This window comes from Thalassobacillus devorans (genome assembly GCF_011761345.1).
Lineage (GTDB): Bacteria > Bacillota > Bacilli > Bacillales > Halobacillaceae > Thalassobacillus > Thalassobacillus devorans.
The window spans coordinates 642,607-667,263 of record NZ_JAASRY010000002.1; the positions used below are offsets into that span (position 1 = coordinate 642,607).

At 40.3% G+C, this 24,657-nt stretch carries 33 protein-coding genes; 17 read left to right on the top strand and 16 right to left on the bottom strand.

What is annotated here, in order from left to right:
- Positions 1-195: 195 nt before the first annotated feature.
- Genes FHS45_RS10290 through FHS45_RS10310 form a run of 5 tightly spaced genes read left to right on the top strand, consistent with a single transcriptional unit; the run spans position 196 to position 5,059 of the window.
- Positions 196-381, top strand: coding sequence for a hypothetical protein (locus FHS45_RS10290; protein ID WP_062441053.1), 186 nt, complete (start codon positions 196-198; stop codon positions 379-381).
- A gap of 47 nt (positions 382-428) precedes the next feature.
- The gene (locus FHS45_RS10295) at positions 429-731 is read left to right on the top strand and encodes a DUF4212 domain-containing protein (protein ID WP_062441051.1); all 303 of its coding nucleotides are present in this window, start codon (positions 429-431) and stop codon (positions 729-731) included.
- Positions 732-783: 52 nt separating this feature from the next.
- Positions 784-2,463 carry a sodium:solute symporter family protein gene (locus FHS45_RS10300; RefSeq protein WP_062441048.1) on the top strand — a complete coding sequence of 560 codons (1,680 nt, stop codon included), beginning with the start codon at positions 784-786 and terminating at the stop codon, positions 2,461-2,463.
- Entirely contained in the window at positions 2,429-4,372 is a 1,944-nt protein-coding gene (locus FHS45_RS10305) for a DUF294 nucleotidyltransferase-like domain-containing protein (RefSeq protein WP_062441045.1), read from the top strand. The genes FHS45_RS10300 and FHS45_RS10305 overlap by 35 nt, the downstream gene beginning before the upstream one ends.
- A 27-nt stretch (positions 4,373-4,399) precedes the next feature.
- Entirely contained in the window at positions 4,400-5,059 is a 660-nt protein-coding gene (locus FHS45_RS10310) for a 3'-5' exonuclease (protein WP_062441042.1), read from the top strand.
- Positions 5,060-5,338: 279 nt separating this feature from the next.
- On the opposite strand, the gene FHS45_RS10315 is transcribed toward FHS45_RS10310, so the two are convergent.
- The 13 genes from FHS45_RS10315 to gvpQ all read right to left on the bottom strand — a co-directional run bounded on the left by FHS45_RS10315 (position 5,339) and on the right by gvpQ (position 11,989).
- Positions 5,339-5,788, bottom strand: coding sequence for a hypothetical protein (locus FHS45_RS10315; RefSeq protein WP_062441038.1), 450 nt, complete (start codon positions 5,786-5,788; stop codon positions 5,339-5,341).
- Positions 5,789-5,978: 190 nt separating this feature from the next.
- Entirely contained in the window at positions 5,979-6,353 is a 375-nt protein-coding gene (gvpU, locus tag FHS45_RS10320; protein ID WP_062441034.1) for a gas vesicle accessory protein GvpU, read from the bottom strand.
- Positions 6,354-6,379: 26 nt separating this feature from the next.
- Positions 6,380-6,955, bottom strand: a complete 576-nt coding sequence (locus FHS45_RS10325) for a YtxH domain-containing protein (protein WP_062441030.1) — start codon at positions 6,953-6,955, stop codon at positions 6,380-6,382.
- A 49-nt stretch (positions 6,956-7,004) separates the two neighbouring features.
- Positions 7,005-7,325 (bottom strand): gas vesicle protein, encoded by a 321-nt coding sequence (locus tag FHS45_RS10330; protein ID WP_062441028.1) that lies wholly within the window; start codon positions 7,323-7,325, stop codon positions 7,005-7,007.
- Between the two features lie 24 nt (positions 7,326-7,349).
- Positions 7,350-7,646 carry a gas vesicle protein K gene (locus tag FHS45_RS10335; protein WP_062441024.1) on the bottom strand — a complete coding sequence of 99 codons (297 nt, stop codon included), beginning with the start codon at positions 7,644-7,646 and terminating at the stop codon, positions 7,350-7,352.
- Positions 7,630-7,887, bottom strand: coding sequence for a gas vesicle protein (locus FHS45_RS10340; protein WP_062441022.1), 258 nt, complete (start codon positions 7,885-7,887; stop codon positions 7,630-7,632). Before FHS45_RS10340 ends, FHS45_RS10335 begins: the two co-directional genes overlap by 17 nt.
- A gap of 14 nt (positions 7,888-7,901) precedes the next feature.
- Complete coding sequence (locus FHS45_RS10345) at positions 7,902-8,705, bottom strand: GvpL/GvpF family gas vesicle protein (protein WP_062441020.1); 804 nt, start codon at positions 8,703-8,705, stop codon at positions 7,902-7,904.
- A gap of 15 nt (positions 8,706-8,720) precedes the next feature.
- Positions 8,721-8,972 carry a gas vesicle protein GvpG gene (locus tag FHS45_RS10350; protein WP_062441016.1) on the bottom strand — a complete coding sequence of 84 codons (252 nt, stop codon included), beginning with the start codon at positions 8,970-8,972 and terminating at the stop codon, positions 8,721-8,723.
- Positions 8,969-9,733 carry a GvpL/GvpF family gas vesicle protein gene (locus FHS45_RS10355; RefSeq protein WP_062441013.1) on the bottom strand — a complete coding sequence of 255 codons (765 nt, stop codon included), beginning with the start codon at positions 9,731-9,733 and terminating at the stop codon, positions 8,969-8,971. Before FHS45_RS10355 ends, FHS45_RS10350 begins: the two co-directional genes overlap by 4 nt.
- A 5-nt stretch (positions 9,734-9,738) precedes the next feature.
- Positions 9,739-10,668: a gas vesicle protein GvpN gene (gvpN, locus tag FHS45_RS10360; RefSeq protein WP_062441012.1), complete on the bottom strand. Its 930-nt coding sequence runs from the start codon at positions 10,666-10,668 to the stop codon at positions 9,739-9,741.
- A gap of 37 nt (positions 10,669-10,705) precedes the next feature.
- Positions 10,706-10,990, bottom strand: a complete 285-nt coding sequence (gvpO, locus tag FHS45_RS10365) for a gas vesicle protein GvpO (protein WP_181949545.1) — start codon at positions 10,988-10,990, stop codon at positions 10,706-10,708.
- Between the two features lie 75 nt (positions 10,991-11,065).
- Positions 11,066-11,356, bottom strand: coding sequence for a gas vesicle structural protein GvpA (gene gvpA, locus FHS45_RS10370; protein WP_062441008.1), 291 nt, complete (start codon positions 11,354-11,356; stop codon positions 11,066-11,068).
- 27 nt (positions 11,357-11,383) lie between these two features.
- Complete coding sequence (gene gvpQ / locus FHS45_RS10375; protein WP_062441004.1) at positions 11,384-11,989, bottom strand: gas vesicle protein GvpQ; 606 nt, start codon at positions 11,987-11,989, stop codon at positions 11,384-11,386.
- A 308-nt stretch (positions 11,990-12,297) separates the two neighbouring features.
- On the opposite strand from gvpQ, the gene FHS45_RS10380 reads away from it, so the two are divergent.
- From FHS45_RS10380 to FHS45_RS10390, 3 genes are all read left to right on the top strand, one after another.
- Positions 12,298-12,657 carry a Lin0512 family protein gene (locus tag FHS45_RS10380; RefSeq protein ID WP_062441000.1) on the top strand — a complete coding sequence of 120 codons (360 nt, stop codon included), beginning with the start codon at positions 12,298-12,300 and terminating at the stop codon, positions 12,655-12,657.
- Positions 12,658-12,795: 138 nt separating this feature from the next.
- A complete protein-coding gene (locus FHS45_RS10385) occupies positions 12,796-12,981 on the top strand; it encodes a YfhD family protein (protein WP_062440996.1) in 186 nt (61 codons plus the stop codon).
- Positions 12,982-13,133: 152 nt separating this feature from the next.
- The gene (locus FHS45_RS10390; protein WP_062440993.1) at positions 13,134-13,505 is read left to right on the top strand and encodes a VOC family protein; all 372 of its coding nucleotides are present in this window, start codon (positions 13,134-13,136) and stop codon (positions 13,503-13,505) included.
- 9 nt (positions 13,506-13,514) lie between these two features.
- On the opposite strand, the gene FHS45_RS10395 is transcribed toward FHS45_RS10390, so the two are convergent.
- The gene (locus FHS45_RS10395; RefSeq protein ID WP_062440990.1) at positions 13,515-14,981 is read right to left on the bottom strand and encodes a UDP-N-acetylmuramoyl-L-alanyl-D-glutamate--2,6-diaminopimelate ligase; all 1,467 of its coding nucleotides are present in this window, start codon (positions 14,979-14,981) and stop codon (positions 13,515-13,517) included.
- A gap of 307 nt (positions 14,982-15,288) precedes the next feature.
- Here FHS45_RS10395 and FHS45_RS10400 point away from each other — a divergent pair, with 307 nt between their 5' ends.
- The 3 genes from FHS45_RS10400 (at position 15,289) to FHS45_RS10410 (ending at position 19,370) form a co-directional block, all read left to right on the top strand.
- Positions 15,289-16,182, top strand: coding sequence for a glycine betaine ABC transporter substrate-binding protein (locus FHS45_RS10400; RefSeq protein WP_062440987.1), 894 nt, complete (start codon positions 15,289-15,291; stop codon positions 16,180-16,182).
- A gap of 749 nt (positions 16,183-16,931) precedes the next feature.
- A complete protein-coding gene (locus tag FHS45_RS10405) occupies positions 16,932-18,389 on the top strand; it encodes an esterase/lipase family protein (RefSeq protein ID WP_166761402.1) in 1,458 nt (485 codons plus the stop codon).
- A 177-nt stretch (positions 18,390-18,566) separates the two neighbouring features.
- Entirely contained in the window at positions 18,567-19,370 is an 804-nt protein-coding gene (locus FHS45_RS10410; protein WP_062440982.1) for a VLRF1 family aeRF1-type release factor, read from the top strand.
- Between the two features lie 37 nt (positions 19,371-19,407).
- Here the strand turns inward: FHS45_RS10410 and FHS45_RS10415 are convergent, their stop codons facing one another.
- Positions 19,408-20,928: an AbgT family transporter gene (locus FHS45_RS10415; protein WP_062440980.1), complete on the bottom strand. Its 1,521-nt coding sequence runs from the start codon at positions 20,926-20,928 to the stop codon at positions 19,408-19,410.
- A 290-nt stretch (positions 20,929-21,218) separates the two neighbouring features.
- Between FHS45_RS10415 and FHS45_RS10420 the strand changes: the two genes are divergently transcribed.
- Genes FHS45_RS10420 through FHS45_RS10435 form a run of 4 tightly spaced genes read left to right on the top strand, consistent with a single transcriptional unit; the run spans position 21,219 to position 23,306 of the window.
- Positions 21,219-21,524, top strand: a complete 306-nt coding sequence (locus tag FHS45_RS10420; protein WP_062440978.1) for an antibiotic biosynthesis monooxygenase family protein — start codon at positions 21,219-21,221, stop codon at positions 21,522-21,524.
- Positions 21,521-21,886: a hypothetical protein gene (locus FHS45_RS10425; RefSeq protein ID WP_062440977.1), complete on the top strand. Its 366-nt coding sequence runs from the start codon at positions 21,521-21,523 to the stop codon at positions 21,884-21,886. Before FHS45_RS10420 ends, FHS45_RS10425 begins: the two co-directional genes overlap by 4 nt.
- Positions 21,887-21,895: 9 nt before the next feature.
- On the top strand, positions 21,896-22,558 hold the full coding sequence (locus tag FHS45_RS10430; RefSeq protein WP_062440975.1) for a cobalamin B12-binding domain-containing protein: 663 nt from the start codon (positions 21,896-21,898) through the stop codon (positions 22,556-22,558).
- Positions 22,545-23,306 (top strand): STAS domain-containing protein, encoded by a 762-nt coding sequence (locus FHS45_RS10435; RefSeq protein WP_062440973.1) that lies wholly within the window; start codon positions 22,545-22,547, stop codon positions 23,304-23,306. The genes FHS45_RS10430 and FHS45_RS10435 overlap by 14 nt, the downstream gene beginning before the upstream one ends.
- Before the next feature lie 59 nt (positions 23,307-23,365).
- On the opposite strand, the gene FHS45_RS10440 is transcribed toward FHS45_RS10435, so the two are convergent.
- Positions 23,366-23,530 (bottom strand): hypothetical protein, encoded by a 165-nt coding sequence (locus tag FHS45_RS10440; protein WP_157620146.1) that lies wholly within the window; start codon positions 23,528-23,530, stop codon positions 23,366-23,368.
- A 276-nt stretch (positions 23,531-23,806) separates the two neighbouring features.
- Between FHS45_RS10440 and FHS45_RS10445 the strand changes: the two genes are divergently transcribed.
- Positions 23,807-24,190: a DUF302 domain-containing protein gene (locus FHS45_RS10445; RefSeq protein ID WP_062440970.1), complete on the top strand. Its 384-nt coding sequence runs from the start codon at positions 23,807-23,809 to the stop codon at positions 24,188-24,190.
- A gap of 151 nt (positions 24,191-24,341) precedes the next feature.
- Positions 24,342-24,656, top strand: coding sequence for a metal-sensing transcriptional repressor (locus tag FHS45_RS10450; RefSeq protein WP_062440966.1), 315 nt, complete (start codon positions 24,342-24,344; stop codon positions 24,654-24,656).
- Position 24,657: the final 1 nt, after the last annotated feature.

Below are 24,657 nucleotides of genomic sequence, written 5' to 3' on the forward strand. Positions count from 1 at the left end.
GGGTGTTTTAATACAGTTTTGCTAATTATTTTAGTGATATATAACTTGACAAATAAAGTCGAACTTTAGAATAATAGCAATATAATTAATTTTCTGTCATTTAATAATGCACTAAAGGATGGAGGGATGTCGTATAAGTGCTGTTTAACTATTTTGCTCCGTATTTTGATAACGCTTTCACAAGGTGGTTGGAAAATGGTTTGGGTAATTATATTTGCATTGATAACTATTGGCTCTGTCATTCTGGCTCTCAACAAAAAAAAGCCGGTTTTTCTTGTTGTTCCTTTTATTTCTGTTTTTTTGTTTATGTTAGTAAAAATTATCATGGTTCCCATGCCTTTTTGGGAAACGATTCGTTTTATTTTTAATTTGCGTGGCTGAAGGCTTAGTTAAACACAGGTTATATAAATTGAAAGGAGGTGGATATTGTGAAGAAAATTGAAAAAAAGGTGGCAGATGGATATTTTCGCGCCCGGACGACAATGATTGTGATTTATTTAGCTATAGGTTTCCTCGTTTCTTATGGAGTGGTTTTATTTGCGGAGCCATTATCAACCATCACATTCAATCACTTCCCGCTTCATTATTACATGGGTGCACAAGGGGCAGTATTGACTTTCATCATTCTTCTTTTTGTCAATGCGGTAGTTAGTGACAAGATTGACAAAAAATATGGGATTGATGCCAAGAAGAATGAATCCATCAGCGCTGGCAAGACGCTTGATCATTAAATCGAGCCTAATTTTGTAATAAATACAGTTGTAGATATTTAGGAGGTCAACGATGGATGTACAATTTTTAGTCTCATTTGCGTTAATCGCGGCTACTTTCGGTCTTTATATTGGAATTGCTATTTACAATAAGGCAAAAGCGACATCAGATTTTTATGTAGCCGGCAGGGGAGTTCCACCTGTTTTCAATGGAATGGCAATCGGGGCAGACTGGATGAGTGCTGCTTCTTTTATCGGTATGGCCGGGACAGTCATGGTTCTGGGTTACGATGGTTTAGCCTATATTATGGGTTGGACAGGCGGCTACCTGCTTCTAACCTTCCTATTAGCACCGCAACTCCGAAAATACGGACGATATACAGTTCCGGAATTTATTGGAGACAGATATCGTAGTGATACAGCAAGGCTGATTGCAGCCGTTGCTACGATCATAATAAGTTTTACATACTCCGTTGGGCAGCTTTCGGGTTCGGGGGTCGTTATCGGTCGTCTACTCGAAGTCAATGCTGCCGTCGGTACTTTGATTGGTGTCGTATTGATTGCCTTTTACTCTGCGCTTGGCGGGATGAAAGGGATAACCTGGACTCAGGTCGCTCAATACATTGTTTTGATTACTGCCTATCTAATCCCGGTTATTTTTATGGCACTTCAACTTACAGGGAACCCTATGCCATGGGTATCTTATGGTCAAGTGATTGACGAGCTCCGTGTCCTTGATCAGGAACTTGGGATTACAGAGTACGTGGTTCCATTTACTGAAGGTACGAAATGGCAGTTTCTTGCATTAATGTTTACATTGATGGCAGGAACAGCTGGTCTCCCACACGTTATCGTTCGTTTTTATACGGTTTCTACTATGAAAGCAGCTCGCTGGAGCGGGGCATGGGCGTTACTTTTCATTGGTTTGCTTTATCTATCGGCCCCTGCTTATGCAGCATTTTCCCGTTTCATTCTGATGACACAAGTAGCAGGTTCAGCTATTAACGATTTGCCTGCCTGGACAGCCTCCTGGGTAGATACAGGTCTGTTATCGGTTGCAGATACTGATGGAGATGGTGTACTGCAATGGCAGGAGATTGTCATCAGTAACGATATTGTGGTTATGGCGACCCCAGAAATCGCTAATCTGGGTATATTCGTCATCGGTTTAATGGCAGCTGGTGCGATGGCTGCAGCATTATCCACTGCTGGTGGACTTATGATCGCTATCTCAGCTGCGCTCTCCCATGATATTTACTATCGTTCCATCAACCCGAATGCAAGCGAAAAGAAGCGTCTGCTTGTTGGCCGATGGTCGATTGTATTAGCTACTGTTATTGCTGGTTTGATTGCATTGAACCCTCCGGGAGCAATCACTCAAATTGTTGCCTGGGCGTTTGCGCTGGCTTCAGGTTCTTTCTTCCCGGCATTGTTGCTAGGTGTCTGGTGGAAGCGTTCAAATGGTCCTGGAGTTATTGCCGGTATGATTGTCGGTTTATCTGTAACGCTCGGTTATATCTTCGCAGCTAAATATGGCGGCTTTACTGTTCTTGGAATTATTGACACAGGGGCTGGCGTCTTCGGTGCAGCTGCTGCCATTTTAACTAATATTATTGTTTCATTGGCGACTAAAGAACCGACGCGTGAAGCTCAGGAAGAGGTCATTGATCTCCGTTATCCAGAGCAAATGACTTATCGAGATGGAGAGGTATGGATGGATGATTCACAAGACGTACCAGACTCCACCAAATAGTTGCCGGGTACGTGAAAAAGTCCGTCATCAGCCGCTTTTTCAGAAGCTTTCCGACGGGTATTTCCGGGAGCTGTATACCTGTTGTGAAGAAAGAATGTACCCGGAAGGGGCGATCATCGCCCATGCCAGAAAACGGCGTGAAGGTATATTACTCATTACTTCGGGGAATGCGGAAGTATATGCAGCGGCTGAAGATAAAGACACAGGTGAAGTGCTGGAGGTTGTCCAGGAAGGAGGAATTCTTGGTCTTGGCAGCCTCAGCAATTTTCTCGGCATAAGTGATGATGACACTTACGCCTATATGGTCGAGATCAGGGCGATTGAAACTGTAGTAGGGCTCTATATTCCTTATGGGGTATTGGAGGAATTATGGAGAAAAGAAGATATCCGTGATTATTTCCTTCACCAGGTAGTCTCCAGGCTGAAAGATGTCTATGTTTCCTTGGCGGAACAGGTAAGACTCGCTCATGAGTTCGGAGAGAGCGAACCGTTTCTTTTACGTGTACAGGATATCATGACCCGTCCGGCTACTACTGTAGACCGTCATGTAACTATACAGAAAGCAGCAGAAACGATGCTTAAAGAAGATGCAAGCTCTATTGTAATTACGAAGGATGGGAGCCTGGAAGGCATCATTACGGAGAAAGACTTTGTAAGCCGTGTAGTCGCACGTAACAAAACGGTAAGTGACCTGGCTGAAAGTATCATGACTGAGCAGCCATATCATATCCACCGCGCCGATTATTACTATCATGCGTTATCGGAAATGATTTTGAGAGGGGTTAAACATCTTCCTGTATTAGATGACGAAAAAAAGGTAGCCGGTATGATAACAATGGCTGATCTACTGAGAAAGAAAAATCGTCAAATGTTCTCTGCTTTAAAAAAGGTGGAGGATACAGGAGCACATGAGTTAAACGAAGTAAAAAAGGAAATTTACGATATCCTAGCTTTGCTGATCCGTGATAATGTACCTTCTTTGCATATTTTGGATGTGCTTACTGAACTTTACGATCGACTGACTAAGCGGGCCGTAGCACTTGCTGTTGATACACTTAAGGTTGAAGGAGCCGGAAGTCCTCCGGCAGCGTTTGTCTGGTATCAAATGGGGAGTTCAGGGCGGGGGGAACAGTTCGTCCTGACAGATCAGGATCACTTTCTTGTCTATGAAGAGGTTGAGGAGAACAAGAAAGAAGAGGTAGAAGCCTATTTTTCACGACTTGGGAAAGAAATTACGAATAACCTGGAGAAAGCAGGGTACGAAAGATGTAAAGGAAACATGATGGCCAGTGAGCCCATGTGGAGAGGATCGCTGGGCAGGTGGAGAGAAACATTGAGAAGGTGGTCCATGAGGTCGACCAATGACACCTTACTTCTTGCTCAGAACTTCTTCTCTTTCCGTAAATTGTATGGGTCAGAGGAGCTGCATGCAAATTTCCTTGAAACGGTACAAGAGGAGGTCAGACGTTCGAGTATCTTTTTATATCGACTGGCTCAAGTGGAAAAAGAAAATCAGATTCCCAGTCTGGAACAGCCGATACGAGCCCTTTTACGTATAGACCGTAAACAGTTGAATCTAAAAAAAGAAGTATTATTTCCATTTCACCATGCTTTGCAGATTTTATCGCTATCCAATCAGATTCTGGAAGGGACAACTTTGGAAAAATTGGGAGCGTTAGTAGAGAAAGACGTCATTACTGATTGGCTTGCAACTGATTTGAGACATGCCTTAACTCAGGTAATGGAATTTTATATTAAGCAAAAATGGGAGAGCATAACAGCAGGAAAGCCGCCGTCATCGGTTCTTACTTTCTCCCAGCTTTCAACCAGGGAAAAAGAAAAATTGATACGGGCCTTGAAAGAGATGAGGAAACTGCAAACAACGATGTTAAGCCAGTACTCACTGTAAAGGTAAGGGAAGTGGAGGCGAGCAACTATGATAAAGAGAGCGAAACGATTTCATTTTGACTTGCAAGAAGGAATTCCCTTATCAACCAGGCTGGAAGATGTCAATTTTCAAGTAGTCGATACGGAAGCGACTGGTTTTAACGTGCAAAAGGAAGATCGAATGATAGAATTGGCTGCAGTACCAGTTCGGAAACTTCAGGTGGAAAAAGAAAAAGCCTATCAGACTTATGTCAATCCTGACCGTGAAATTCCTGATAAAATTGTTAGGTTAACGGGTATACAAGACCGTGATGTACAGTCAGCACCGAATGCTTATCAAGTTATCAACCGTTTTTCGAATATAACAGAAGAGAATGCTGTTACCTGTCTTATTGGGCATCACATACAATTTGATATCACGCTGATGAAGTGTGAGCTTTCCCGGGAAGGATATAAATTTGTGAAACCAAGAGCAGTAGATACGGTGAGTTTATTAAGGTATCTATTTCCTACGGAAGGCGGGAAAGACTTAATGGATTATGCGGCCATGTTAGGCACAAAAGTTTTTGAGCGACATACTGCTTTAGGCGATACGCTGACTACGGCCTATCTTTTCTGTGAAGCAATCCGTATGATTCAAGAACGAGGTCATGGTACTTGGGGAGACCTTCTGCAAGTCACAGCTGTTAAGAGCAGAATGTTTTATTGAAACACAAAGAAGACGAACTCCACTTGGAAGTTCGTCTTTTTTTATGTTTTAGCTCTGGTTAATCTCAGCATTAATTTTACAGATAAGCTCCCTTTAATGGAACACTCAGTTTCAAGATAAGTTGTTTCCGTTACGTTAGTAACGGTAGGGAGGTCCGGGAAATCACTCGCTTTCCATGGGCGTACGGTGAGCTTCCTCAGGCTTCGCCTTGCGGGATCTCACCATGTACTATCCTCCCATAGGACTTTGAATAAGCATCACTCAAAACGTTATACAGAGTTATGTTTTGATGAATCCTTCTTCTTTAAGATAAGCTTCTGCTTCGTTATAGGTTTCGAAGCTTTCTTCTAGCATCTCTCCAGTATAAATATTCCAGAAGTAATCTTCCTGAACCAGCAGCAGGGATTGGTTGTCGGGACCTGTCCATGTCTGTTTATGCGATATTTCTGCGTCTGTTGATAAATTACCGATGGCAGAAGTAATAATTTCGCGTAGTTGGTTTTCAGTGTAATTCCTGATATTGACCAAACCTTTTGAATCGGCATCATACTCGCTCAATTGACCAGTATAAACGAACCCGTTGCCGTTAGGGTGAAGGTGGTGTACCACAATAGTTTTATCGTACACGCTTGGATAGTAATGATAATTCACTCTACCGAGTGAAACATCTTTACGCTCCAATTGGGGAAACTCCTCAATGATTGAAATTTTTTCATTAAAGCTTAGCATAGAACTCCTCATTTCTTATCCGGGTCTTGAATCATCTGCTAATTATAGCATATACCCAGAACGAGAGGAAAACCTTATAAATAATAGCTATTAATTAACTGTTCTTATTAGCGGTCATGAACAGAAGGTATGGAAAAAGCTTGTAGAAGGATCCAAGATTCCTCTACAAGCTTATGGTATTCGTGAATTTTTATTTATCTTTGGCGATGGTTCCAAGGAAAAAGCCATCTACTTCTGACAGCTTGCCACGCCATAAGAATTTACCTTTGGAAGGGGTAGGATTGCTGTCGCCACAATATACTTGGGCTTCTTTTAAGTGAATAAACCGTGCTTCGTCTGAGCTGCTCTTCTCAGCAGTTTCACTGGCACTTTTTAATTGGTCACTTAGTGACTGTGCTACGTCATTCCCGTCCTCAAAGCTTTCGCTGATTTTATCGAAGTAGCTCTGAGCAGAGATAGTAGTTCCAGTGACGAGCGCCCCATTGATGTTCAACGTAATTGCTAAATTAAAATCATGTTTATTAGCTGCTTTGACATACATGGATAGTACATCATCATTACTCATAACCGCTACCTCCTATTTACTGAAGATTACTTTGCCGTATCGTCGTCTGTTTTTAGGGTAGTTTCTCCCTCTTCTTTTTTATTGGAGTTACTTTTTGTTTTAGAAGTATTTTGCTTATTTTTCTGCTTATTTTTATCTTCGTTAGTATTCTGATCTTGCTGTTTATTTTGTTCTTTGCTTTCCGTTTGCTTCTCTTGAGAAGTATCGACTTCTGTGGTTGCAGCAGCCTCATTTTGACCTTCAGCTGTTTGCTCCTCAGTAGATTGTTCTTCTTGGGATTGTTCATTATCCTTGTTCTTCTTGAACTTCTCTTTTAGCTGCTGAGATTTTTCTGTAGCTGTATTTTTCCAATCTGTACATTTTTCGCGAGTGGAATTACTGAAGTCTTTGCATTTTCCGACAGCTGTATTCGTCTGAGTGGAGATATCATTTCTAAGATCCTTACCAGCTTTCGGTGCAAACAACAGACTCGTTGCGGCTCCGACTACACCTCCGATAATTGTACCAGTTGCTACATCTCTTTTACCCAATGCTCTCTTAGCTTTCTCTGCCTGATTTTTTACTTCTTCTTTTGCTTGTTGGGTTTTTTGTTGTTCTGCCATGATAATTCCTCCTTAAGTGTAATTAAATATAATTAAAATATTAGTAATATTATACTAAACGATTGTCTTGTCCTGCTTTCTTTTCTAACTCTTCAATTCGCTTTTGCAGCTCATCATTTTCTTCTTTCAGTTTTTTATCTTGTTCTTTATTGGCGGCTTTGGAGTTCAGGTAAGGATCTGTCTCCCACCAATCCATGCCGATTTCTTTCGCTTTATCGACGGAAGCTACAATTAAACGAATCTTAATGGATAAAAGTTCAACATCCGCGATGCCTACCCTTATATCTCCTGCTATGACAACACCTTTATCTAAAACAGTTTCCAGCACATCTACCAGATTGCTAGATTGGGTAGATTGTTCAATAGCCATGTGCGCCACCTCCTTGAAGTGTGCTTAAAGTAAGTTGCCTAATGGTCCTAAGTCAATATTTAAGTCTTCATCATCTAAATCAAAAATTTCCTTTAGTTCATCCATTTTGACTTCCAGGTTCATCAAGGCCATTCCAAGCCGCTCGATTTCCTCTTCAGTCAGGGTGCCTCCATCGACTCTGCGGAGTGCCTGACGCTCAACCAGCTGACGTAACAATTCTATAACTGTTAATACAAGCTGTGCCAACCCCTGTTCGGCACCTTGTTCATCCAGGCTGATTCTCCCGCTTTTTTGGGGGCGGTGATCAAGTTTTTGTGACATGGTCCAACGCCTCCTTCTCTTTTTCGAATTGCTCAGAGGATAACTGCCCATCGCCATCGAGTTTAGACTGTACGAGTGTCTCAACGGATGAAATCAATACTCTAAGATCAAGGTAGACCAAATCAATACCTGCAATCGATATGATAAGGTCGCCTTTAATTGCTACGCCCTTATCAAGTACTACATCCAACACATCGATAAGTCCTACATCCTTATTTTCAAACTCTTGTCTATGTGACATGAATCCCCCTCACTTCACTTCAGTTTCGAAAAATGGTAAGCAGGCCATGGACCGGTCAATTCAAGGGTGAACCCTGCTTCTTTCCATTCTTCCTGCAGCTGTTTCACCTTACCCAGAAACTCTTCTACTTGTTGATTTTCGAGTAAGTAAACACTGTTCCAGCACATTTCATCGGTTCTTCCTGTTACATCTTTATTCCAATTCTTTTTGATATCCGTCTTCACGCTGTAAGTTGCCAATTGATCATGGATAGCAGAAGAGTGTTGCTCTTTATCCTTCTCCAGCTCTTGATCAATGAGTCGGTCCAATTTGCGTTTCTCCAAATATTTCCTGCCTGGTGACATGTGTTCCAATTCTTTTTTCTTCGCTTCTATAGTGAAATTGTGAGCAGCGGTACGCTCCCTGAGCGAATCGTTGTCACAATAAATTTTCAGGTTCCATTCTTCTTTACCCTTCAGCCAGGAAAGTAACCCGTCCATTTCCTGGTAATGTTTGGTGAGCGTTTCTTCCAGGTTGGCTTTACTGGTATAGATTGTTGCGAATTTCATCGGGATTACTGTATAGCTTTCATGAAGCTTCATAACCGCTTCGTGATGATGGAAAGCTTTTTCATGAACCCACTCAACATCTGAGGTCTTTTCCTTCAGTGCAGATTCATTGTAGTCACTTTCTTCTAAGTCGCACACAATTGCCTCGATTCCATCGAAGGCGATGGGATACCATTCATGCTGATCATCTAATCCTTTGAAAGAGGGAAGAGGAGTTTGTTTAAGTTCGTCTGTTGGTATAATGCCATATAAATATTTTAGTTCAGCCATTTTGCTTCCTCACTTTCAACGTTTGGTCAACTCGTTCCATTGTTCCATTTCTTTTTTCTTTGCTACTTCATAACGAACCAGCAATTCTTCTTCTTGTGCTTTAAAGACATCCTCAGATATTTCTTCAAGTTCATACATCATTTGCAGGTGAACCAATTTCTTTTGAATGGTTTCCAAGTCATATAACTCTTTATCCACTTCTTCCTTTACCTTTTCTCCTACTTTTACGACGAGATTCAATGGGGAAGTGAATAGTTTTTGAATCATGAAGGTTCCTCCACTTTAAGTTTGATATTGATGAAATTATACGCAGGCCAAGGTCCTGTGTACTTGAAATCTACCTTATCTTTCCACTTTTCGTGAAGCTCATTGACTTTTTTATCAAATTTTTCTTCCATATCCTTTTCAACCAGGTAGGCGCCATTCAGTAACATTTTTTCTCCAATAGGCTCATTGACTTCACTGGCTACTGTCAAGGGAGTTAATTTTTCATGAATTTCAGCTTCTGCTTCTTTTTGAAGCGATTGGAAAAACTTAGTTGCCATTTCCCCCAGCTGAATACGATCAAAATATCCTGCTGATTCTGACTTAGATTGAACCGTTTCTTTTTGCTTTGCTACTTTTGAATCTTTAGCAATTTCTTTTTCCAGCCAGTCTTTCTTACCAACCACTTTCAACCCTAATTCAATTTTTCCTTTAATTTTAGGGAAAAGAGTTTCTAGTTGTGGGTATAAACTCTTGGTCAAAGCAACTACATCTTCTTTGGAATGAAAAACATTACCAAAGCTGATCGGTACAACCGTATCCATTTTCTGCATGATATCTGATATTACATTCTGGTGCATCATCAGATTTTCTTTACTCGGATGGTAGATTTTCATAGGCATCTCTGCAGCCACCATTGCTGCATCATTATAGTGGATGGTGAAAACTTCTCTAGTTTCTCCCTCAAAATCAATGGTTCCAAAATCATGCTCTTCATTTGTTTGTATGGCACAAAATATATAAATTCCTTTTTCATTTTCCATTTAACTCACCCGACTTTAATTTTTTTACAAGCATCCAGCAGTTTCTCTTTAAGCTGGGGCTGTTTTTCTTTTGGTGTACAAGTCTGTAATGGGAACCACGTAATATCCAGACATAGTTCCTGGAATTCTTCATCATTTCCATCGATAGGAATGTCATGTTTCTCAGCCATTTCAGCAATCATGATAGAAGCCCTTAGGCTGGGTCCTTGTAATTGATCATTACTTTCACATAACTCTCTGGCAGTTACCACGAATTCTACAATGGATTCTGCGGATTCCCGGGATAGATTCGTTTTACTGATAACAGCAGTAACCTCGGCTTGATGATCCATATGATCTAAAGGCAACGTAACCATACGATCCAATAATGCATCTTGTGATTGGAAGACCCCAGCATATTCTGCAGGATTACTTGTAAAAATCACAGAAAATTCCGGATGGACACGTATAAACGATTCTTTTCGTTTAGTCCCGTATAAAGGAAGGATTTTTTCTTCTAGTATAGACAAGAATATATTATTTGCTTCCGGCTGAGATCTAGTAAATTCATCATATACAAGCGTATAGCCATGTTTCACGGCCTCCAGCAACTTTCCATCCGTCCATGACTCGGTAACATTCTCTTCTGTTTTATAGACAGTACGAATAAAGTTATCCTTCACCTTACTACTTTGATAGCCTGTAAAGGCACCAATCAAATCTTCATTCGCCAACTCTTTATTACCATTTAGAAGCATAACAGGCCGATTTCGTTGTTTAGCTATATGAAGAGCGAGTGTTGTTTTACCAATCCCGGATGGACCAGTAAAATGGACGGGATAACCGGATGAAAGGTACCGTAATGATCGTTTGATCAACCCTTGATAATAGGAAGAATGTTTATATACTTCATTATTGATATGAGGCTGTTGTCTTACTTCTTTCAATACGGTCATTCATTTATCCTCCTAATCCATCTAATATCCAGGGTGGTCATGATGATTGCTGTTCTTCTAAATCACTACGGTATCTTAAACTGATTCTGGAGAAACCGGTTATTACAGCATCTTCATCTAAAAAAACTTCATAAAGACCGATCATTTGGTCATTAGCATATTTCTTCATATATTCCTTTTCCTCAATAACCTCTACCATTGCTTTCCAGCCTTGCTGTTTCTCTTCACTGTCCTCATCCTTGTGCTTACGGACAGAAATGATTTTATGGGGCGGTGCTATATTCTCTGTGAAAAATTGATTTACTTCATCCATTACCTTCATAATCTTCACGATCACCCTCACCTTTTATTAATTAAAATAGGGAGGAGTCAGAGCACTGCCTCTGACTCCAATTCATTAAATACTGAACCCGCTGCGTTCATTTTGAGAATTAGATTGGCTTTCTGTACGTGCTGAAAGTCTGTCAGAAAGTCCTTCTTCCTCTACTTCATCACGCAATAAACCAACTGCTTCTGCATAACGCAACCAAGTATCCACACTTGCAATAACTACACGTGCTTCTACTGTAATTAATTCAATACCTACTACAGAAACGCGGGCAAATGCGTCAATGACAATCCCTTTGTCTAAAATACGGTCAATAACCTCTGCCAAGCTACTGCTATCGGTTGATTTTTGTACTGCCATAAATAAAATACCCCTTTCTTTAATATCCTAATTGGAAGATTTTGTATTTGAAGGGTGTTTGATATCTTTAGCGCTTTTGATATCGGTAGAGCTTTTAAGGTTATTTGCCCCTTTAATGTCATTAGCGCCTTTAATATCATTAACCCCTTTTATCTTATCCTGTGAACTTCCACCGGTTTTCTCTTTCATCTTGTCTTGAAAGTCTTCACCAGCTTCTTTTACCCCACTGAGCTTTTCGCGAAACTTCAATAATGCATTCTGTGCTTTTTCCTCGACTTTGTTAGCATTATCATGCACTTTCTCTGCATTCTCTTCCTGTGCCTGTTCTAAGTTTTCGGAAGCTTCTTTCACCTTAGACTGCATACTGTCTTTAAATTGTTCTTTCATTTGATCGGCCATTTCATCTTTTATTTCTTGTTCTGTTTCTTCCTTTAACTCACTAGGGTCATCGGCCCGATCAACGATTCTTGCCACTCTTGGCATTTTATCTTCCACAAATTCAGAGGTTTGCTTAACGCCTTTTTTTATCTTCTTCCTGAATTTTGGGAGAAGCAGGGAAGAAGCGGCAAGTGTGAGTCCGCCAGCTAAACTAGAAGCTCCGGCGTTTTCTTTCATTTTATCTGTTTTATTCATGCACGACCTCCTTTTCGAATACTCCCAAATTGTAAAAGATGTGATGACCTTACTGTTCTTGATACCCATTGTGACATTAGGAAAACTAGGTAAAAACTAGTGTTCTGGAAGAACTGGAATAAAATTCTTATAATATTAAAGATCGAAATTGACAATAAGAGGATTAATGCCGCTTAAAGAGAAGAATATTACAGAAATTACAAAAAGATTATATTAAAAGAAAAGGTGATTTATTATCAAAAAAAACGGTTATGGGAAATGTGAAGGATGAATAAAAAATCATTCTGATACGAAAGGAGTAGAATAATATGGATAAAATACTCTTTATACAAACAGGAATGGGGATTGACGTACATGGACAAAATGTAACGAAAGCTTCGTTAAGGGCAATACAGGATGCCATTAATTTCAACTCAATGCCAGGTATCGAAGAGGCTCTGCCCGAGAAATCCTTAGATAGTATGAAGGTTAACGTCAAACTTGCCATACCTCGTGATCAAGATCAATTAGATGAAAACGAAGTCAAAGAGGCTATCCCCTATGGCACTGTATCGGTAGAAGTAGTGGAAGGTGGTATGGCCACGACAAGTGGAATCATTTTAGAAGATAAAGAAGACAGCAACGATCTGATGTATATGGTAAATGCTTCTATTGAAGTAGGGTACTGAAAAATATATGGAAAGGCCGGCTAATATGAGCTGGCCTTTTTCTCTGAAACAACCCATAATCCAATCCCATTGTGGCTAGCATAGAATAATTCCTTCAACACATAATAACTGTAATGAAATAAGAAAAGGGGTGGGACAATGGGTAGAGACGACCGGCGTAAAGCGAATGGGAAAAATGATTCCTCATTACCACAAACACCAAAATATGAAAAGAAAGCTCATGCGCTTGATATTGAATTTTCTGAAGAATTAGCTGACCATGAAGATAAAGAAGCGCAAGCTCGTTCACAAGCAGCAGATGCTCGTATGAATAATAAAGACTAACACTAAAAAGCCAGCCTCTTTCCTTTGACACGTGAATGGAAAGAGGCTGGCTTTTTTATAGGTGTAACGAAAAAAACAAGGGTTATAACTAATTTATGATAAATAAAGGAATTGTCATTATGAATATAGAATGAAACGATGGGGTGATAACTATGACATATCAATTTGAAGGAATTGATCATATACAATTGGCCGCTCCTGCTAATTGTGAAGAACAAGCGAGAAAGTTCTTTGGTGAAATTTTAGGGATGCAAGAATTAGAAAAGCCTCCCGAATTAAAGAAAAGGGGAGGCGTATGGTTCAGCTGTGGTAACCATCAGCTACATATTGGAGTGGAAAATAATTTTCATCCTGCCAAAAAAGCTCATCCAGCATTGGTTGTAAAGGATATCAAACACCTGATGAATCATTTAACTGACCAGAATGTACCTTATCAAGAGGATGATAACTTACCGAATGCAAGGCGGCTTTATATGGAAGACCCGTTTGGCAATAGAATAGAAATTTTAGAATGGCAGAGTTGACGCGATGCGTCAACTCTGAATTAATTTCTTCTGAGGATTTCTTGTAAAGCGATCCAAATAGCGGATGCAATTGATATCGGAATCGACTGGGTATTTATATACCTGTTCGTAAGTTTCATGTCCCTTGCCGGTAATGATAATCCAATCCCCTGGGCGAGCTTGATCCCAAGCTGATTTTATTGCTTTCGTACGATCATACATCACTTTCCCTGCACTGTTTCCGTAATGCTTGTGCAAATCATAGAGTTCCTTTTCCATAGTGGCAGGTGTTTCTCCGTATAAATCGTCCCCGGTTAAGATGTAGCGCGAGGTATTTGAAGCGCTCACTTTTAACATTTCTTTTCTCTTCGTCTGATCTCTTCCACCACGGAAGCCAAATATATGAACAATTCGTTTGGCACCTTCTTTTTTCGCAGTATGAAAGATATTTTCAAGTGCATCCGCCGTATGCGCATAATCGACGATGATAGTAGCTCCCTTCGGGTGCCTGTATTCCTCAAAACGACCTGGCACGTGCAGCTTTCGTGCCAAGGTATCGGTTATCGAATTCCAATCAATACCTGCCAGGTATGAGGTGTAAGCGGCGAAAGAAGCATTATGGAAATTATGGACACCAGGCATCTGTAGAGAAAGATGCCATTGCTCGCCGTTTACAATCAAATAGTTTTGTTCAGGCTTAACGATCACATCATCCTGTTCTGAAGAATTAACCGTGTAGACCTGTTTTCCTTCATCCTTCAGCCGATCTGACAGTTGCTTTCCCCAGCCTTGTCCAGTATAAATAACAGCTTTACCATCTGTTTTCAATTGCTGAAAAAGACTGGCCTTTGTTTCAAAATAGTCTTCCATACTCCCATGGTAGTCCAGATGGTCATGTGCCAGGTTTGTAAACACCAGATGGTCGAAGTAAAGGCCATGGACCCGACCTTGTCTAATCCCGTGGGAAGAGACTTCAAGAATGGCGACATCATCATTACTCTGTGCCAGAAGTTTATATAGTGTCAAAGGGCCCGGGGTAGAATTGGAGGATGGATATGCTTCTTTATTAATAATATAAGAGACTGTACCAAAAGTGGCACAGGAGTACCCTGCTTGTTCGAAGATACTCTTCAGCATATAGGTCGTTGTTGTTTTTCCATTTGTCCCAGTGATTCCAATCATTTTAGGTAAAGGCTTATCTTTCAGGTAGAAAGCTTTTGCTATTTGAGCCAATGCTTTTCTGCTGTCTTTAACCTGTATATATGGGAAGTCAGCATTGGTAATTTCTTTTTCCCCAATGACTAGTGATGCCCCTCTTTCCACAGCGCTATCTATGTAATTGTGTCCATCAGTAGTATGTCCCGGCACAGCCACAAACAAAGTCCCTTGTTCTACTTCACGGGAATCACAAGAAATATCACCAATGTGGACAGACATCGCTGACGGGTTGGGGGTATGATCTAATTGTATATTTGTAAGTAGTTCAGCAGCTTTCATGAGCATGTATCTCCTTCATGGGTCGTGGATGAATTTATACTATTGTATAGACTAATCTAATGCTCTTCAAACTCGAACAATAGAATCACTTGTATTATTGTATCTCTTTCTCTTATTTTCATCAGCAATTGTAATAAAATTTTAGTTAAAGAAACAGGAATGTAATCTGTATACCTGCTTTATACAGTTTGTTTTGTTCAAACTTTATAGAATTTATGGTAAAATTGTAAATTGTGTTACTCAAGTAGAGTGTTTTGGTTTATTTTTTTAATTTAATATCACAATAACATTAAAAGGAGGAATACACATGAAAAATCTACGTAATTACTTAACAATGTTAGCCTTAGCGGCTGTACTTATTTTAGCAGCCTGCGGAGGAGATTCTGATGAGGGAGACAATGCCGGGGGAGATAGTGAAGAAAAAGGGACCATCAATATCGGCATGAACAACTGGGCTGAAAATGTTGCCGTTTCTAACATGTGGAAAATCGTACTAGAGGAAAAAGGATATGACGTTGAATTGAATAACGTGGAAAAAGGTGCGTTATATGAAGCGTTGTCTTCCGGCGATATCGATATCGGGATGGAAATTTGGCTGCCTAATACGGATAAGCCTTTCTATGAAAAGTTTGAAGATGAAATCGATTGGCGGGAAACCTGGTATGAAGGTACAGATTTAGCTTTAGTGGTACCATCTTATGTAGAAGAAGTAAATTCAATTGAAGATTTAAATGAACATAAGGAAAAATTTGATTCAACGATAGTCGGTATTGATGCAGGTGCCAGTATCATGGAGCTAACCGATCAGGTCATTAATGATTATGATCTTGATTATTCATTGTCTTCCTCATCGGAGCCAACGATGATATCTGAATTGAAAAACAGTATGGAAGATGAAAAACCTATTGTTGTGACTCTGTGGAAGCCTCATTGGACTTTTTCTGAAATGGATTTGAAAATTTTGGAGGATCCAAAAAACATTTATGGCGATTCTGAAAACATTTCTTATGCAGCACGTAAAGGGCTGGAAGAAGATCAGCCAGAAGTTGTAGAGTGGTTTGATAACTTCATGCTGAATGATGATCAGTTAGGAAGTTTGATGGCAGAAATCAACGAAGCAGGTTCTCCTGAAGAAGGAGCGGAAACATGGATAGAAGATAACCGGGATCTCATTGAAGAATGGACCGGAAGTTCTGAGTAATACCAATAAGGCCTGTTCCTTGAAATAGGAACAGGCCTTATTTTGATTTGGTCTGTTAAATTTCCGTGGGCATGTGGTGAGCTTCCTCAGGCTTCGCCTTGCGGGATCTCACCGCTCATGTTCATCCCACAGGACTTTGAAATACTTCCTCGAAAAGACACCGCACGAAGGAAATGCGTAGCATTTTCGAGGAGTCTCACCGTTTTCCCAGCCACAATACGTTCATTAGTTTCTCGAAACTTCGATCAGAAATAGAGTGCTTTTGGAGCAGAAAATACGGACAATTAACCATTGTAATAGGCTACTCATCACAAAATAGGGATGTACTTTCCAAACGCGATTTCGAGTATCTTATATGGCAAGGGACGTGGGGGAACGGGGAGACTCCTACGGGAAAAGAGTTCCAGGTGAGACCCCGCAGAGCGTTAGCTCGAGGAGGCTCAACGAACTCCCGTGGAAAGCGACTCGTTCCCCCACGCCCCGCTCCTCCAACCAATATCTCGAAATCAAGTTTTCGACTTTTCGGCCATTTAATTGAAGACTTTTTATGAAAAATCATCAACAATTTTTAACAAAGCTTTTTGAAAACACCCGTGTAGCCTGATGCATTCGGAGTGTTTTGTTTTTTTTCTTACTATATAAAAGGGGATAGGAGCGTCAACAAAGAATATGTTTACCATATCTAAATAAGAAGGGGAAGGTAAAAGAATATGAGGGAGAGGATTATAATTCTTGGACTGTTTCTAGTGATGGTATGGCCGTTAGAGACATGGGCAGGATCGTTTGGCAAGGACGACCCATCAGGAGTGCCGGGTCAGTGGTACGTCGGTGAGGACCCCGCTGAAATTGATGACAGCAAAACACCAATTGTATTTATCCATGGATTGAATAGTTCCTCGGCTACATGGTGGAATGAAAATGATATGTATGAGACAGCATATACAAATGGTTATCAGACAGCATTCATCGACTTGTATCCTGATAAAAATATGTGGAGCAATGGGGAAATGCTAGCGGAAAAGCTCGGTGAAATATATGAACATTTTGGAAAGAAAGTAGTATTGGCAGCTCATAGTAAAGGCGGTGTAGATGCACAGACGGCCTTAATTTATTTTGATGCCGATGAGTATGTCGAACGGATGATCACACTTTCGAGCCCTCATCATGGTTCGGAACTGGCAGATTTAGCTCATAGTGAGGGTGCCAGTTGGCTTGCGGATATTATAGGAAATAAAAATGAAGCAACACAATCGTTGCAAACAGGTTATATGGCTTATTTTAGAGATATGACGGATAGAGAGCACGGTATTGAAAATACCCCTATGTATACCTTTGGTGGAACCGGATGGGGACCTATGTGGGGTTCTCTGTTTTGGGGAGGGTTATATTTAAGCCAATACGGTTCTAATGATGGGGCAGTAACCGTATCGAGTTCCCGTTTGCCGTATGCGGAGGAAATTATGATCGATGATTGGACTCATTATACTATTAAAGAAGGAAATGCAACGTTCAACCTCTTTCAACCATATTTACAAGCTTCTTCTTTTTCGAGTAATGTCCAAATGGAAAGTTTGTCTCCGCATACCGCTGCAACCTTTCATAGTGGAGGAAAGTTCAAGCGACAAAAGACAGAAACTTTTCATATTGAAGAAAATGTAGAGTCCGTAACAATACAATGGACGAGCAGTTCTCCGACAAGTGACCTCACCTTGTTCAGTCCAAAAGGGAAGCAATTTGACCAGTTTCACACCTCAAGAGATCAAAGCAGTTATTTTCATGGAGCGTACAACCATACGATGGCAATAGAAAAGCCCTTGCATGGATTATGGCGCATCCAGGCTCACACTGCTGATACGGAAGCCTATTTGTTAAATGTTCATTTTCAAAGTGATATCAATGAAAATATAAACTTGAAAGTTAACGGAAAGAACAATCCCCAGGTCCGACTTCATACAGGGAAAGATACAGTGGAAAATGTCAGAACCACTCTTACACTTGGTCACGAGTCTTTTAAAAAGCCGGATAAAGTAAAATCTTCATCTAGAGATATGGCTGCTGACCGTACGATCTTTTTAAAAGGGTTGGAGCAAGGACTTTATAACATAACGGCTCAGGTGAGAGGTGAGACACAAAAGGGTAATAAGTTTAACCGTTCCATTGTCCGAACCATCTATATAGATGATAAAGGGAATGTGTATAAGCGATAATTTTTTACTGGGGATATATTCCTTTTTGCCAGGCGTATGCATTTGGGCTTAAAGCACCTTTCGATTGTGTGGGGTGCTTTTTCTGATGAAATTTAAGTGAGCAGGTTTGAGTACTAGACAACGCGGTTACATAACTAGTAGACAAACAGTTTTTTATAAAGGAGTAGATGCAGTCCTATGGATATGAATAAAGAAATTAAGAAGTTAGAAAGTGTCTATTTAGAGAAGCCTCAGCGTGTATTCAGCATGTATTTAAATACAGATCCATCTGACCCGGACCAGCAAGGCGGGGAATGGAAAATACACTTGAAGAATGGTTTGAATAACTTTGAGAGTTATCTACAGGAAGATGGTGACTCTGAGGAAAAACGAAATTTCTGGGCAGTTAAAGAGAAGGTAGAAAACTTTGTAAAAGAAAATGAGCAGAATTTCCGTAAAAGTCTGGTTATCTTTGCTACGGCAGATGACTCTATCTGGTTTGCTGAACGTTTCCAAATGCCAGTAAAAACAGAATTCCACTGGGAGGAAACTGCTAAAGTGGATCAGTTGAAACAAATGTATGATAGCTTCCCTAAAACCGGAATTATACTGACACAAAAAGAAGCGATTAAAATTATGGATACAGAACTGGGGACATTGAAAGATTCACAAATGTTCGAACTGGATCTGAATACAGAAGATTGGAAGCAATATACGACTCATCCAGCCCAGGCACCCAAGGGAGATAGCAGCCGCAGTACCCCGCAGGAGCAATACAAGGAGCGTTTTGAAGCTAACCGTTATCGCTGGTATAAGAGCCTTGCTCCTAAATTGGATAAGCTTGCGAAAGACAGGCAGTGGGAGCGTATCTATCTGGTTGGCGATAAAGAGGAAGCAGATGATTTGAGAGACAACATGAATAAGGAAGTTACGGACATCATCAATAAAAACATGCTTGATCACGAAGAAATGAAAGTCATTGATGAAGTTGTATCGCAATAAATGAAAAAATGCTTGCAGGAATTCCTGCAAGCATTTTCTAATATTTGATCGGGGAACCAGGTCCAAGATCAATTCCGAACATCATCCATACGATTAGCATGACTGTCCATGCAATCAAGAAGACGATACTGTAAGGCAACATAACAGAAATCATGGTGCCAATTCCCATTTTTTTGTCGTATTTTTGAGCAAATGCAATGATGATCGCAAAGTATGTCATCAATGGTGTAATAATATTGGTTGTTGAATCTGCAACACGGTAAGCCATCTGAGTCAATTCCGGTGAATACCCCAGCTGCATCATGATTGGTACGAAGATAGGAGCCATCATCGCCCATTTGGCTGAAGCACTACCAATGAACAAGTTTATGATTGCAGATACCAGGATGAAACCTAAAATCAATGGGATACCGGATAAATTGGCTGCTTCTAAAAATTCAGCACCATAAACACCAATCACAAGCCCCATATTAGTTTCGGAGAAGTAAGCAACGAATTGACCTGCTGTAAATGCCAGAACAATAAACATTCCCATAGCAGCCATCGTATCGGAAAGCTGGTTCGCTACATCTTTATCGTTACGGATTTCTTTTGTTGCAATCCCGTAAAATAAGCCAGGGATGAAGAATAGAATCGTAATAATCGGTACAAGTGAACTCATGAATGGTGATTGTATGATACTCCCATCAGCTCCACGTAATGGAGCACCTGCAGGAACGATCAGTAATGCAGTAAGGATGATTGCAATAGCTACTGAAATACCTGCCCATTTTAAGCCCTTTTTCTCTGTGGCGTCCAAGCCTTTTAGATCCTCACGAAATTCCCCTTTATATTCCCCTAAGCGTGGCTCGACTATTTTTTCTGTGACCCATGCGCCAACAATGGATAAAAGGAAAACAGATACTATTATAAAGTAGTAATTCATGGCGATATTCATCGTTTCCGCATATGCAGGATCTATAATCGCAGCGGCATCGATTGTCAATTCGCCAAGCATGGCGTCCGTTGCGGATAAGAATAGGTTAGCGCTGAATCCTGCTGACACCCCGGCAAACGCCGCTGCAAGACCTGCAAGAGGGTGACGTCCGATAGCCGCAAAGATAACAGCTCCCAATGGTGGCAGGACAACATACCCAGCATCAGAAGCTACGCTGGACATTACCCCGGCAAAAACAAGACCAAAAGTGATCAAGCGTTGCGGTACAGATAGGACAAAACCTCTTAACAAGGCACTGATCAGGCCTGTCCGCTCAGCAATACCAATACCAAGCATTGTGACTAAAACAACCCCTAATGGTGCAAACCCGATGAAGTTATCGGTCATACTGGAGAATAGGTACTGGATTCCTTCTCGATTCATGAGGTTTTTTACTTCAACCATTTCTCCCTCTTCACCAGGGTGTTCTACTGAAATTCCCAGGCTCGACACTATGCCAGATAGAACAATGACTAAAAGTGCTAAAACAGCAAATAAGGTGACTGGATGAGGAAGTTTATTACCAACCGTTTCTATTCCATCCAAAAACCGTTGGAACATCCCCCTTTTTTTAGTCGTCATATTAATACTCCTCTCCTAACAAAAAACTAAAATTCTGAAAAATGATTTTAGATTTTCTGGTTTTGTAAAATTTTGTCGAATACTAGTATATACACTAAATGTAATAATTTAAATACGTTTGAAAAAAATAGAAACTTTCAAGCAATTCAGATAAGAAGAAACCGCTTACATGGTAATGGGTGCATATAAACCGACTAAATTCGATTTAAAATCCCATTGTTATACAAGGCGCTCTTTTATATGGTACGATTGATAAAATAGTCTTTTAGGTGTGAAAAAGGAGATGAATTATGTATATCGTCGACTCTACGGTGACAGTTCCTGACCAAAAAGCTGAGGAATTAATAGAAATTTATAATAATAGAAGCAGATCAGTAGACCAGGCAGAAGGCTTTCGCTCCTTTCAGTTATTACAAAATGATAAACGGGCGGGAGAACTGACTGTTCATATGGAATGGGATACCAAAGAAGATTACTTGAAGTGGGTGCGAAGTGAAGATTTCAAACGCATTCACGAATTGGAAAAGAATTACCCAGATCAGGAGCTGGCAGGTATTGTACCTAAAGTATCCCGCTATAAGGTTGTTGCCCGATGAAGGAATCCGAGAAGACAAAGTTAGTTAACCATGTAGTCGACGATATTTATCAGGCTTACCCAGGACTAATCGATAAATTCGGTGAAAATGGCAGACGACGGACCGTAGAAGATAACCACCATCATCTTGATCACCTGGATACGGCATATCAAATGGGCAGCAGTACATTTTTTGTGGATTATACGTTATGGCTGAACAGTGTTTTGACCTCCAGGGGAGTAGGTACTGAATTAATAGTTGATAATTATGAAAGGCTTATCAAATGTATGGAAGAGGCGGTTTTTGAATCTTCTGATGAACGAGATGCTTATTTAGAGTATTTACAGGCAGGTATGGAAGAGCTTAAGACCCTGCCTAAGTGAGGTGTGGGAATGACCAGAAAACATTATGAGAAATTTGCGGAGTATCTCTTGCAAGGGAAGGAAGGTGAGGCTGTTAAATTAGTCGATAAGCTTCTTACAGAGCATCCAAGACTATATCTATTTGAAGATATTATTACCCCTGCCATGTATTATATTGGAGTATTATGGGAAAAAAACGAAATTTCTGTTGCAGATGAACATTTGGCTACAGCTGGATGTGATTTTGTAATTTCCAGGCTAGATGCAGGGGTTTATGAAAATAATTTTAAATCTGAAAAGAGAAAAAAAATCATTCTTTTGGGTGCAGAAGAAGAACAACATTATTTAGGTTTGAAAATGGTTGCTGGTTTTTACAGAGAAAAGGGCTGGCGTGTACGCTATCTGGGGCCCAATCTTCCTTTAGATCATGCATTGAGCCAAATCAAAGATTGGCAGCCGGATGTCATCGGCTTGTCTGCAGCTTTATCATACCGATTACCGGTAGTAAAACAAATGACGGAAGCCTTCAGTCAGCTGAGTTGGTCTCCTGGTATAATTATCGGTGGCAGAATAGCGAAGAAGTATGATTTATCTAACTTGGAAACCGGGCAAGTACGTGTAGTAAAGGGGCTGGCTGAGTTAGAGCAAGTGCATAATGTATGGAAAGCAGGCGTCGTGGATGAAACAAGTTGATGAATTTTTTTCGGTTCCTTATCTTCTCATAACTAAACAATTTGAAATTCTTCAGTATACGACTGAAGTCGAAGATATTTTCGTCATGCATCATAACTTTTTAAAAATGTGTGATGAAGAAAGTGTTCATAAAGTACGCAAAGAAGTTGTGCCTGGTAAAAGTAAAAATAAGATAGAAATTAACCTGGTGCCTTCCTCTGCTAATCATGAACTTCTTCTCGTAGACATCTATGTGAATTGGAAAAATGACCTTCATGCAGAAATAATGATTATTCCGAAAGATCAAGGAATGCTGGATGTGACAGCTTCTTTAGGTCAACTTCGCTCACGTCTTAATACGACCAATTTTGAGTTGCTGGAGGAAAAAGAAAAGCTGCAAGAAGCCATGGCTGAAAATAACAGGCTTTCCGCCCCATTTATTGAGCTTTCTTCCACTACAGCGCTGGTGCCTCTTTTTGGTGATATCAATGCAGAAAAAATATACGCTGTTGGTGATGAACTGTTAACGTCAGCCCAACAGTCAGATGTAGAAACCATTCTATGTGATCTCACGGCCGTTGGAGAAATTGAACAGGATGGAGTCATTGCGTTTCAAGGGGTTGTTCAATCGTTAGCCTATATGGGAATGGAAATTGTTATGATAGGCGTAAAACCAGATCATGCTCAAAGAATAAATGACCTCCAATTAAAATTGGGTCTTAAATTTTTGCGTTCTCTTCAACAGGCAATACGTAAATATTGCAATTAAAAAACCGTGGTCTTCATCAATGGATGTACCACGGTTTTTCTATCTTTAATATTTCTTAGCTAACAATCACTTGCCGGGATGCCAGCGAGCACTAAACCATGCGGACGTTTTTCCAGTCGCAAGGAATTGGTCATATCTTTAATGTGCGGATCGATTGCTACTTTTACCCCATTAATGATTTCCAGCGTATCTTTTTCTTCTGCCCCATCCAGGGACAGACCCAATTGTGGGCCTCCTCAGCCAATACCTGCTAAAAACAGACGGATACCTTCCGCATCATTATCTTCTAAAATTTGAATGATATCTGTTTTTGCTTCATCTGTTATTTGCATTATCTCACCCCTCTTTACAATCACATCATAGGTCAGAACTCCAACACTTTCAAATAATTAGTAGTTTTCTTTTCTTCCTTTACAGCAATGAAAGTGTATCATTCGTTTTAATTATACCAAATAGGGTATAATGTGTATGTGAAAAAGATCCTGAAGGAGGTAATCAAATTGTTCCATTACACAGTCGAAACGAACAAGACTATGGATGAAGCGGTACAAGCTTTAGAAGCTGAATTGAAAAATGACAAGTTCGGAGTATTATGGGATTTTGATGTGAAAGCCACCTTAAACAACAAAGGACTGGATTTTGACAAGCCGGTGAGGATTTTAGAGGTTTGTAATCCGGGGGAAGCAAAAAAAGTCCTGGAAAAGAATGAATTGGTAAGTTACTTTCTTCCGTGTAAAATTGTTGTCCATGAAAGTGACGGCATGACAAAAATAGGTATGCCGAAACCTACAAAGTTAATTGAATTCGTAGAAGATCAGGAACTGAACCAAATTGCCGAAGATATCGAACAGCGTATGATCAACGCTATTAACGAGGCAAAATAGGTTTAAATTAAGAGCAGTGTAAAAGCTGCTCTTTTTTAATGCTCTCCTAAAGGCAGTTTTTTCAGGATATAAAAAATATAAATCGTTTCAGATTGACAATAATACTATACGGGGGTATAGTTTAGTTAAGAATTCACTGGAGGTGAAGAGGTTGGAACAGCATTTACCCGAGAATAGTGGAAAGCAGCCGGTCAAACCGCGAACAGAAGAGGAAAAACAAAAAGTTTTAAACCGGTTGAAACGAATTGAAGGGCAAGTAAGAGGAATTCAAAAAATGGTGGAAGATGATCGTTATTGTGTTGATATTCTTGTACAAATTTCAGCTATAGATAAAGCACTTAATCAAGTGGGATTTTCTTTGATGGAGCGCCATACGAAACACTGCGTCAGCCATGCGATAAAAGCTGGGAATGGTGATGAATCCATAGAAGAGTTGATGAAAGTAATGAAGCAATTTGCGAAATAGA

Bases quoted from the DNA above. Each gene is read 5' to 3' on its own strand.
- FHS45_RS10395 (WP_062440990.1), bottom strand. From the start codon at position 14,981: ATGAAAGCTGCTGAACTACTTACAAATATACAATTAGATCATACCCCC.
- FHS45_RS10345 (WP_062441020.1), bottom strand. From the start codon at position 8,705: ATGGCTGAACTAAAATATTTATATGGCATTATACCAACAGACGAACTT.
- FHS45_RS10310 (WP_062441042.1), top strand. From the start codon at position 4,400: ATGATAAAGAGAGCGAAACGATTTCATTTTGACTTGCAAGAAGGAATT.
- FHS45_RS10380 (WP_062441000.1), top strand. From the start codon at position 12,298: ATGGATAAAATACTCTTTATACAAACAGGAATGGGGATTGACGTACAT.
- FHS45_RS10430 (WP_062440975.1), top strand. From the start codon at position 21,896: ATGACCAGAAAACATTATGAGAAATTTGCGGAGTATCTCTTGCAAGGG.
- FHS45_RS10420 (WP_062440978.1), top strand. From the start codon at position 21,219: ATGTATATCGTCGACTCTACGGTGACAGTTCCTGACCAAAAAGCTGAG.
- FHS45_RS10390 (WP_062440993.1), top strand. From the start codon at position 13,134: ATGACATATCAATTTGAAGGAATTGATCATATACAATTGGCCGCTCCT.
- gvpA (WP_062441008.1), bottom strand. From the start codon at position 11,356: ATGGCAGTACAAAAATCAACCGATAGCAGTAGCTTGGCAGAGGTTATT.
- FHS45_RS10435 (WP_062440973.1), top strand. From the start codon at position 22,545: ATGAAACAAGTTGATGAATTTTTTTCGGTTCCTTATCTTCTCATAACT.
- gvpN (WP_062441012.1), bottom strand. From the start codon at position 10,668: ATGACCGTATTGAAAGAAGTAAGACAACAGCCTCATATCAATAATGAA.
- FHS45_RS10305 (WP_062441045.1), top strand. From the start codon at position 2,429: ATGATTCACAAGACGTACCAGACTCCACCAAATAGTTGCCGGGTACGT.
- gvpQ (WP_062441004.1), bottom strand. From the start codon at position 11,989: ATGAATAAAACAGATAAAATGAAAGAAAACGCCGGAGCTTCTAGTTTA.
- FHS45_RS10325 (WP_062441030.1), bottom strand. From the start codon at position 6,955: ATGGCAGAACAACAAAAAACCCAACAAGCAAAAGAAGAAGTAAAAAAT.
- FHS45_RS10300 (WP_062441048.1), top strand. From the start codon at position 784: ATGGATGTACAATTTTTAGTCTCATTTGCGTTAATCGCGGCTACTTTC.
- FHS45_RS10315 (WP_062441038.1), bottom strand. From the start codon at position 5,788: ATGCTAAGCTTTAATGAAAAAATTTCAATCATTGAGGAGTTTCCCCAA.
- FHS45_RS10290 (WP_062441053.1), top strand. From the start codon at position 196: ATGGTTTGGGTAATTATATTTGCATTGATAACTATTGGCTCTGTCATT.
- FHS45_RS10410 (WP_062440982.1), top strand. From the start codon at position 18,567: ATGGATATGAATAAAGAAATTAAGAAGTTAGAAAGTGTCTATTTAGAG.
- FHS45_RS10350 (WP_062441016.1), bottom strand. From the start codon at position 8,972: ATGATTCAAAAACTATTCACTTCCCCATTGAATCTCGTCGTAAAAGTA.
- FHS45_RS10385 (WP_062440996.1), top strand. From the start codon at position 12,796: ATGGGTAGAGACGACCGGCGTAAAGCGAATGGGAAAAATGATTCCTCA.
- FHS45_RS10340 (WP_062441022.1), bottom strand. From the start codon at position 7,887: ATGTCACATAGACAAGAGTTTGAAAATAAGGATGTAGGACTTATCGAT.
- FHS45_RS10330 (WP_062441028.1), bottom strand. From the start codon at position 7,325: ATGGCTATTGAACAATCTACCCAATCTAGCAATCTGGTAGATGTGCTG.
- gvpO (WP_181949545.1), bottom strand. From the start codon at position 10,990: ATGAAGGTAATGGATGAAGTAAATCAATTTTTCACAGAGAATATAGCA.
- FHS45_RS10415 (WP_062440980.1), bottom strand. From the start codon at position 20,928: ATGACGACTAAAAAAAGGGGGATGTTCCAACGGTTTTTGGATGGAATA.
- gvpU (WP_062441034.1), bottom strand. From the start codon at position 6,353: ATGAGTAATGATGATGTACTATCCATGTATGTCAAAGCAGCTAATAAA.
- FHS45_RS10405 (WP_166761402.1), top strand. From the start codon at position 16,932: ATGGTATGGCCGTTAGAGACATGGGCAGGATCGTTTGGCAAGGACGAC.
- FHS45_RS10355 (WP_062441013.1), bottom strand. From the start codon at position 9,733: ATGGAAAATGAAAAAGGAATTTATATATTTTGTGCCATACAAACAAAT.
- FHS45_RS10425 (WP_062440977.1), top strand. From the start codon at position 21,521: ATGAAGGAATCCGAGAAGACAAAGTTAGTTAACCATGTAGTCGACGAT.
- FHS45_RS10400 (WP_062440987.1), top strand. From the start codon at position 15,289: ATGAAAAATCTACGTAATTACTTAACAATGTTAGCCTTAGCGGCTGTA.
- FHS45_RS10335 (WP_062441024.1), bottom strand. From the start codon at position 7,646: ATGTCACAAAAACTTGATCACCGCCCCCAAAAAAGCGGGAGAATCAGC.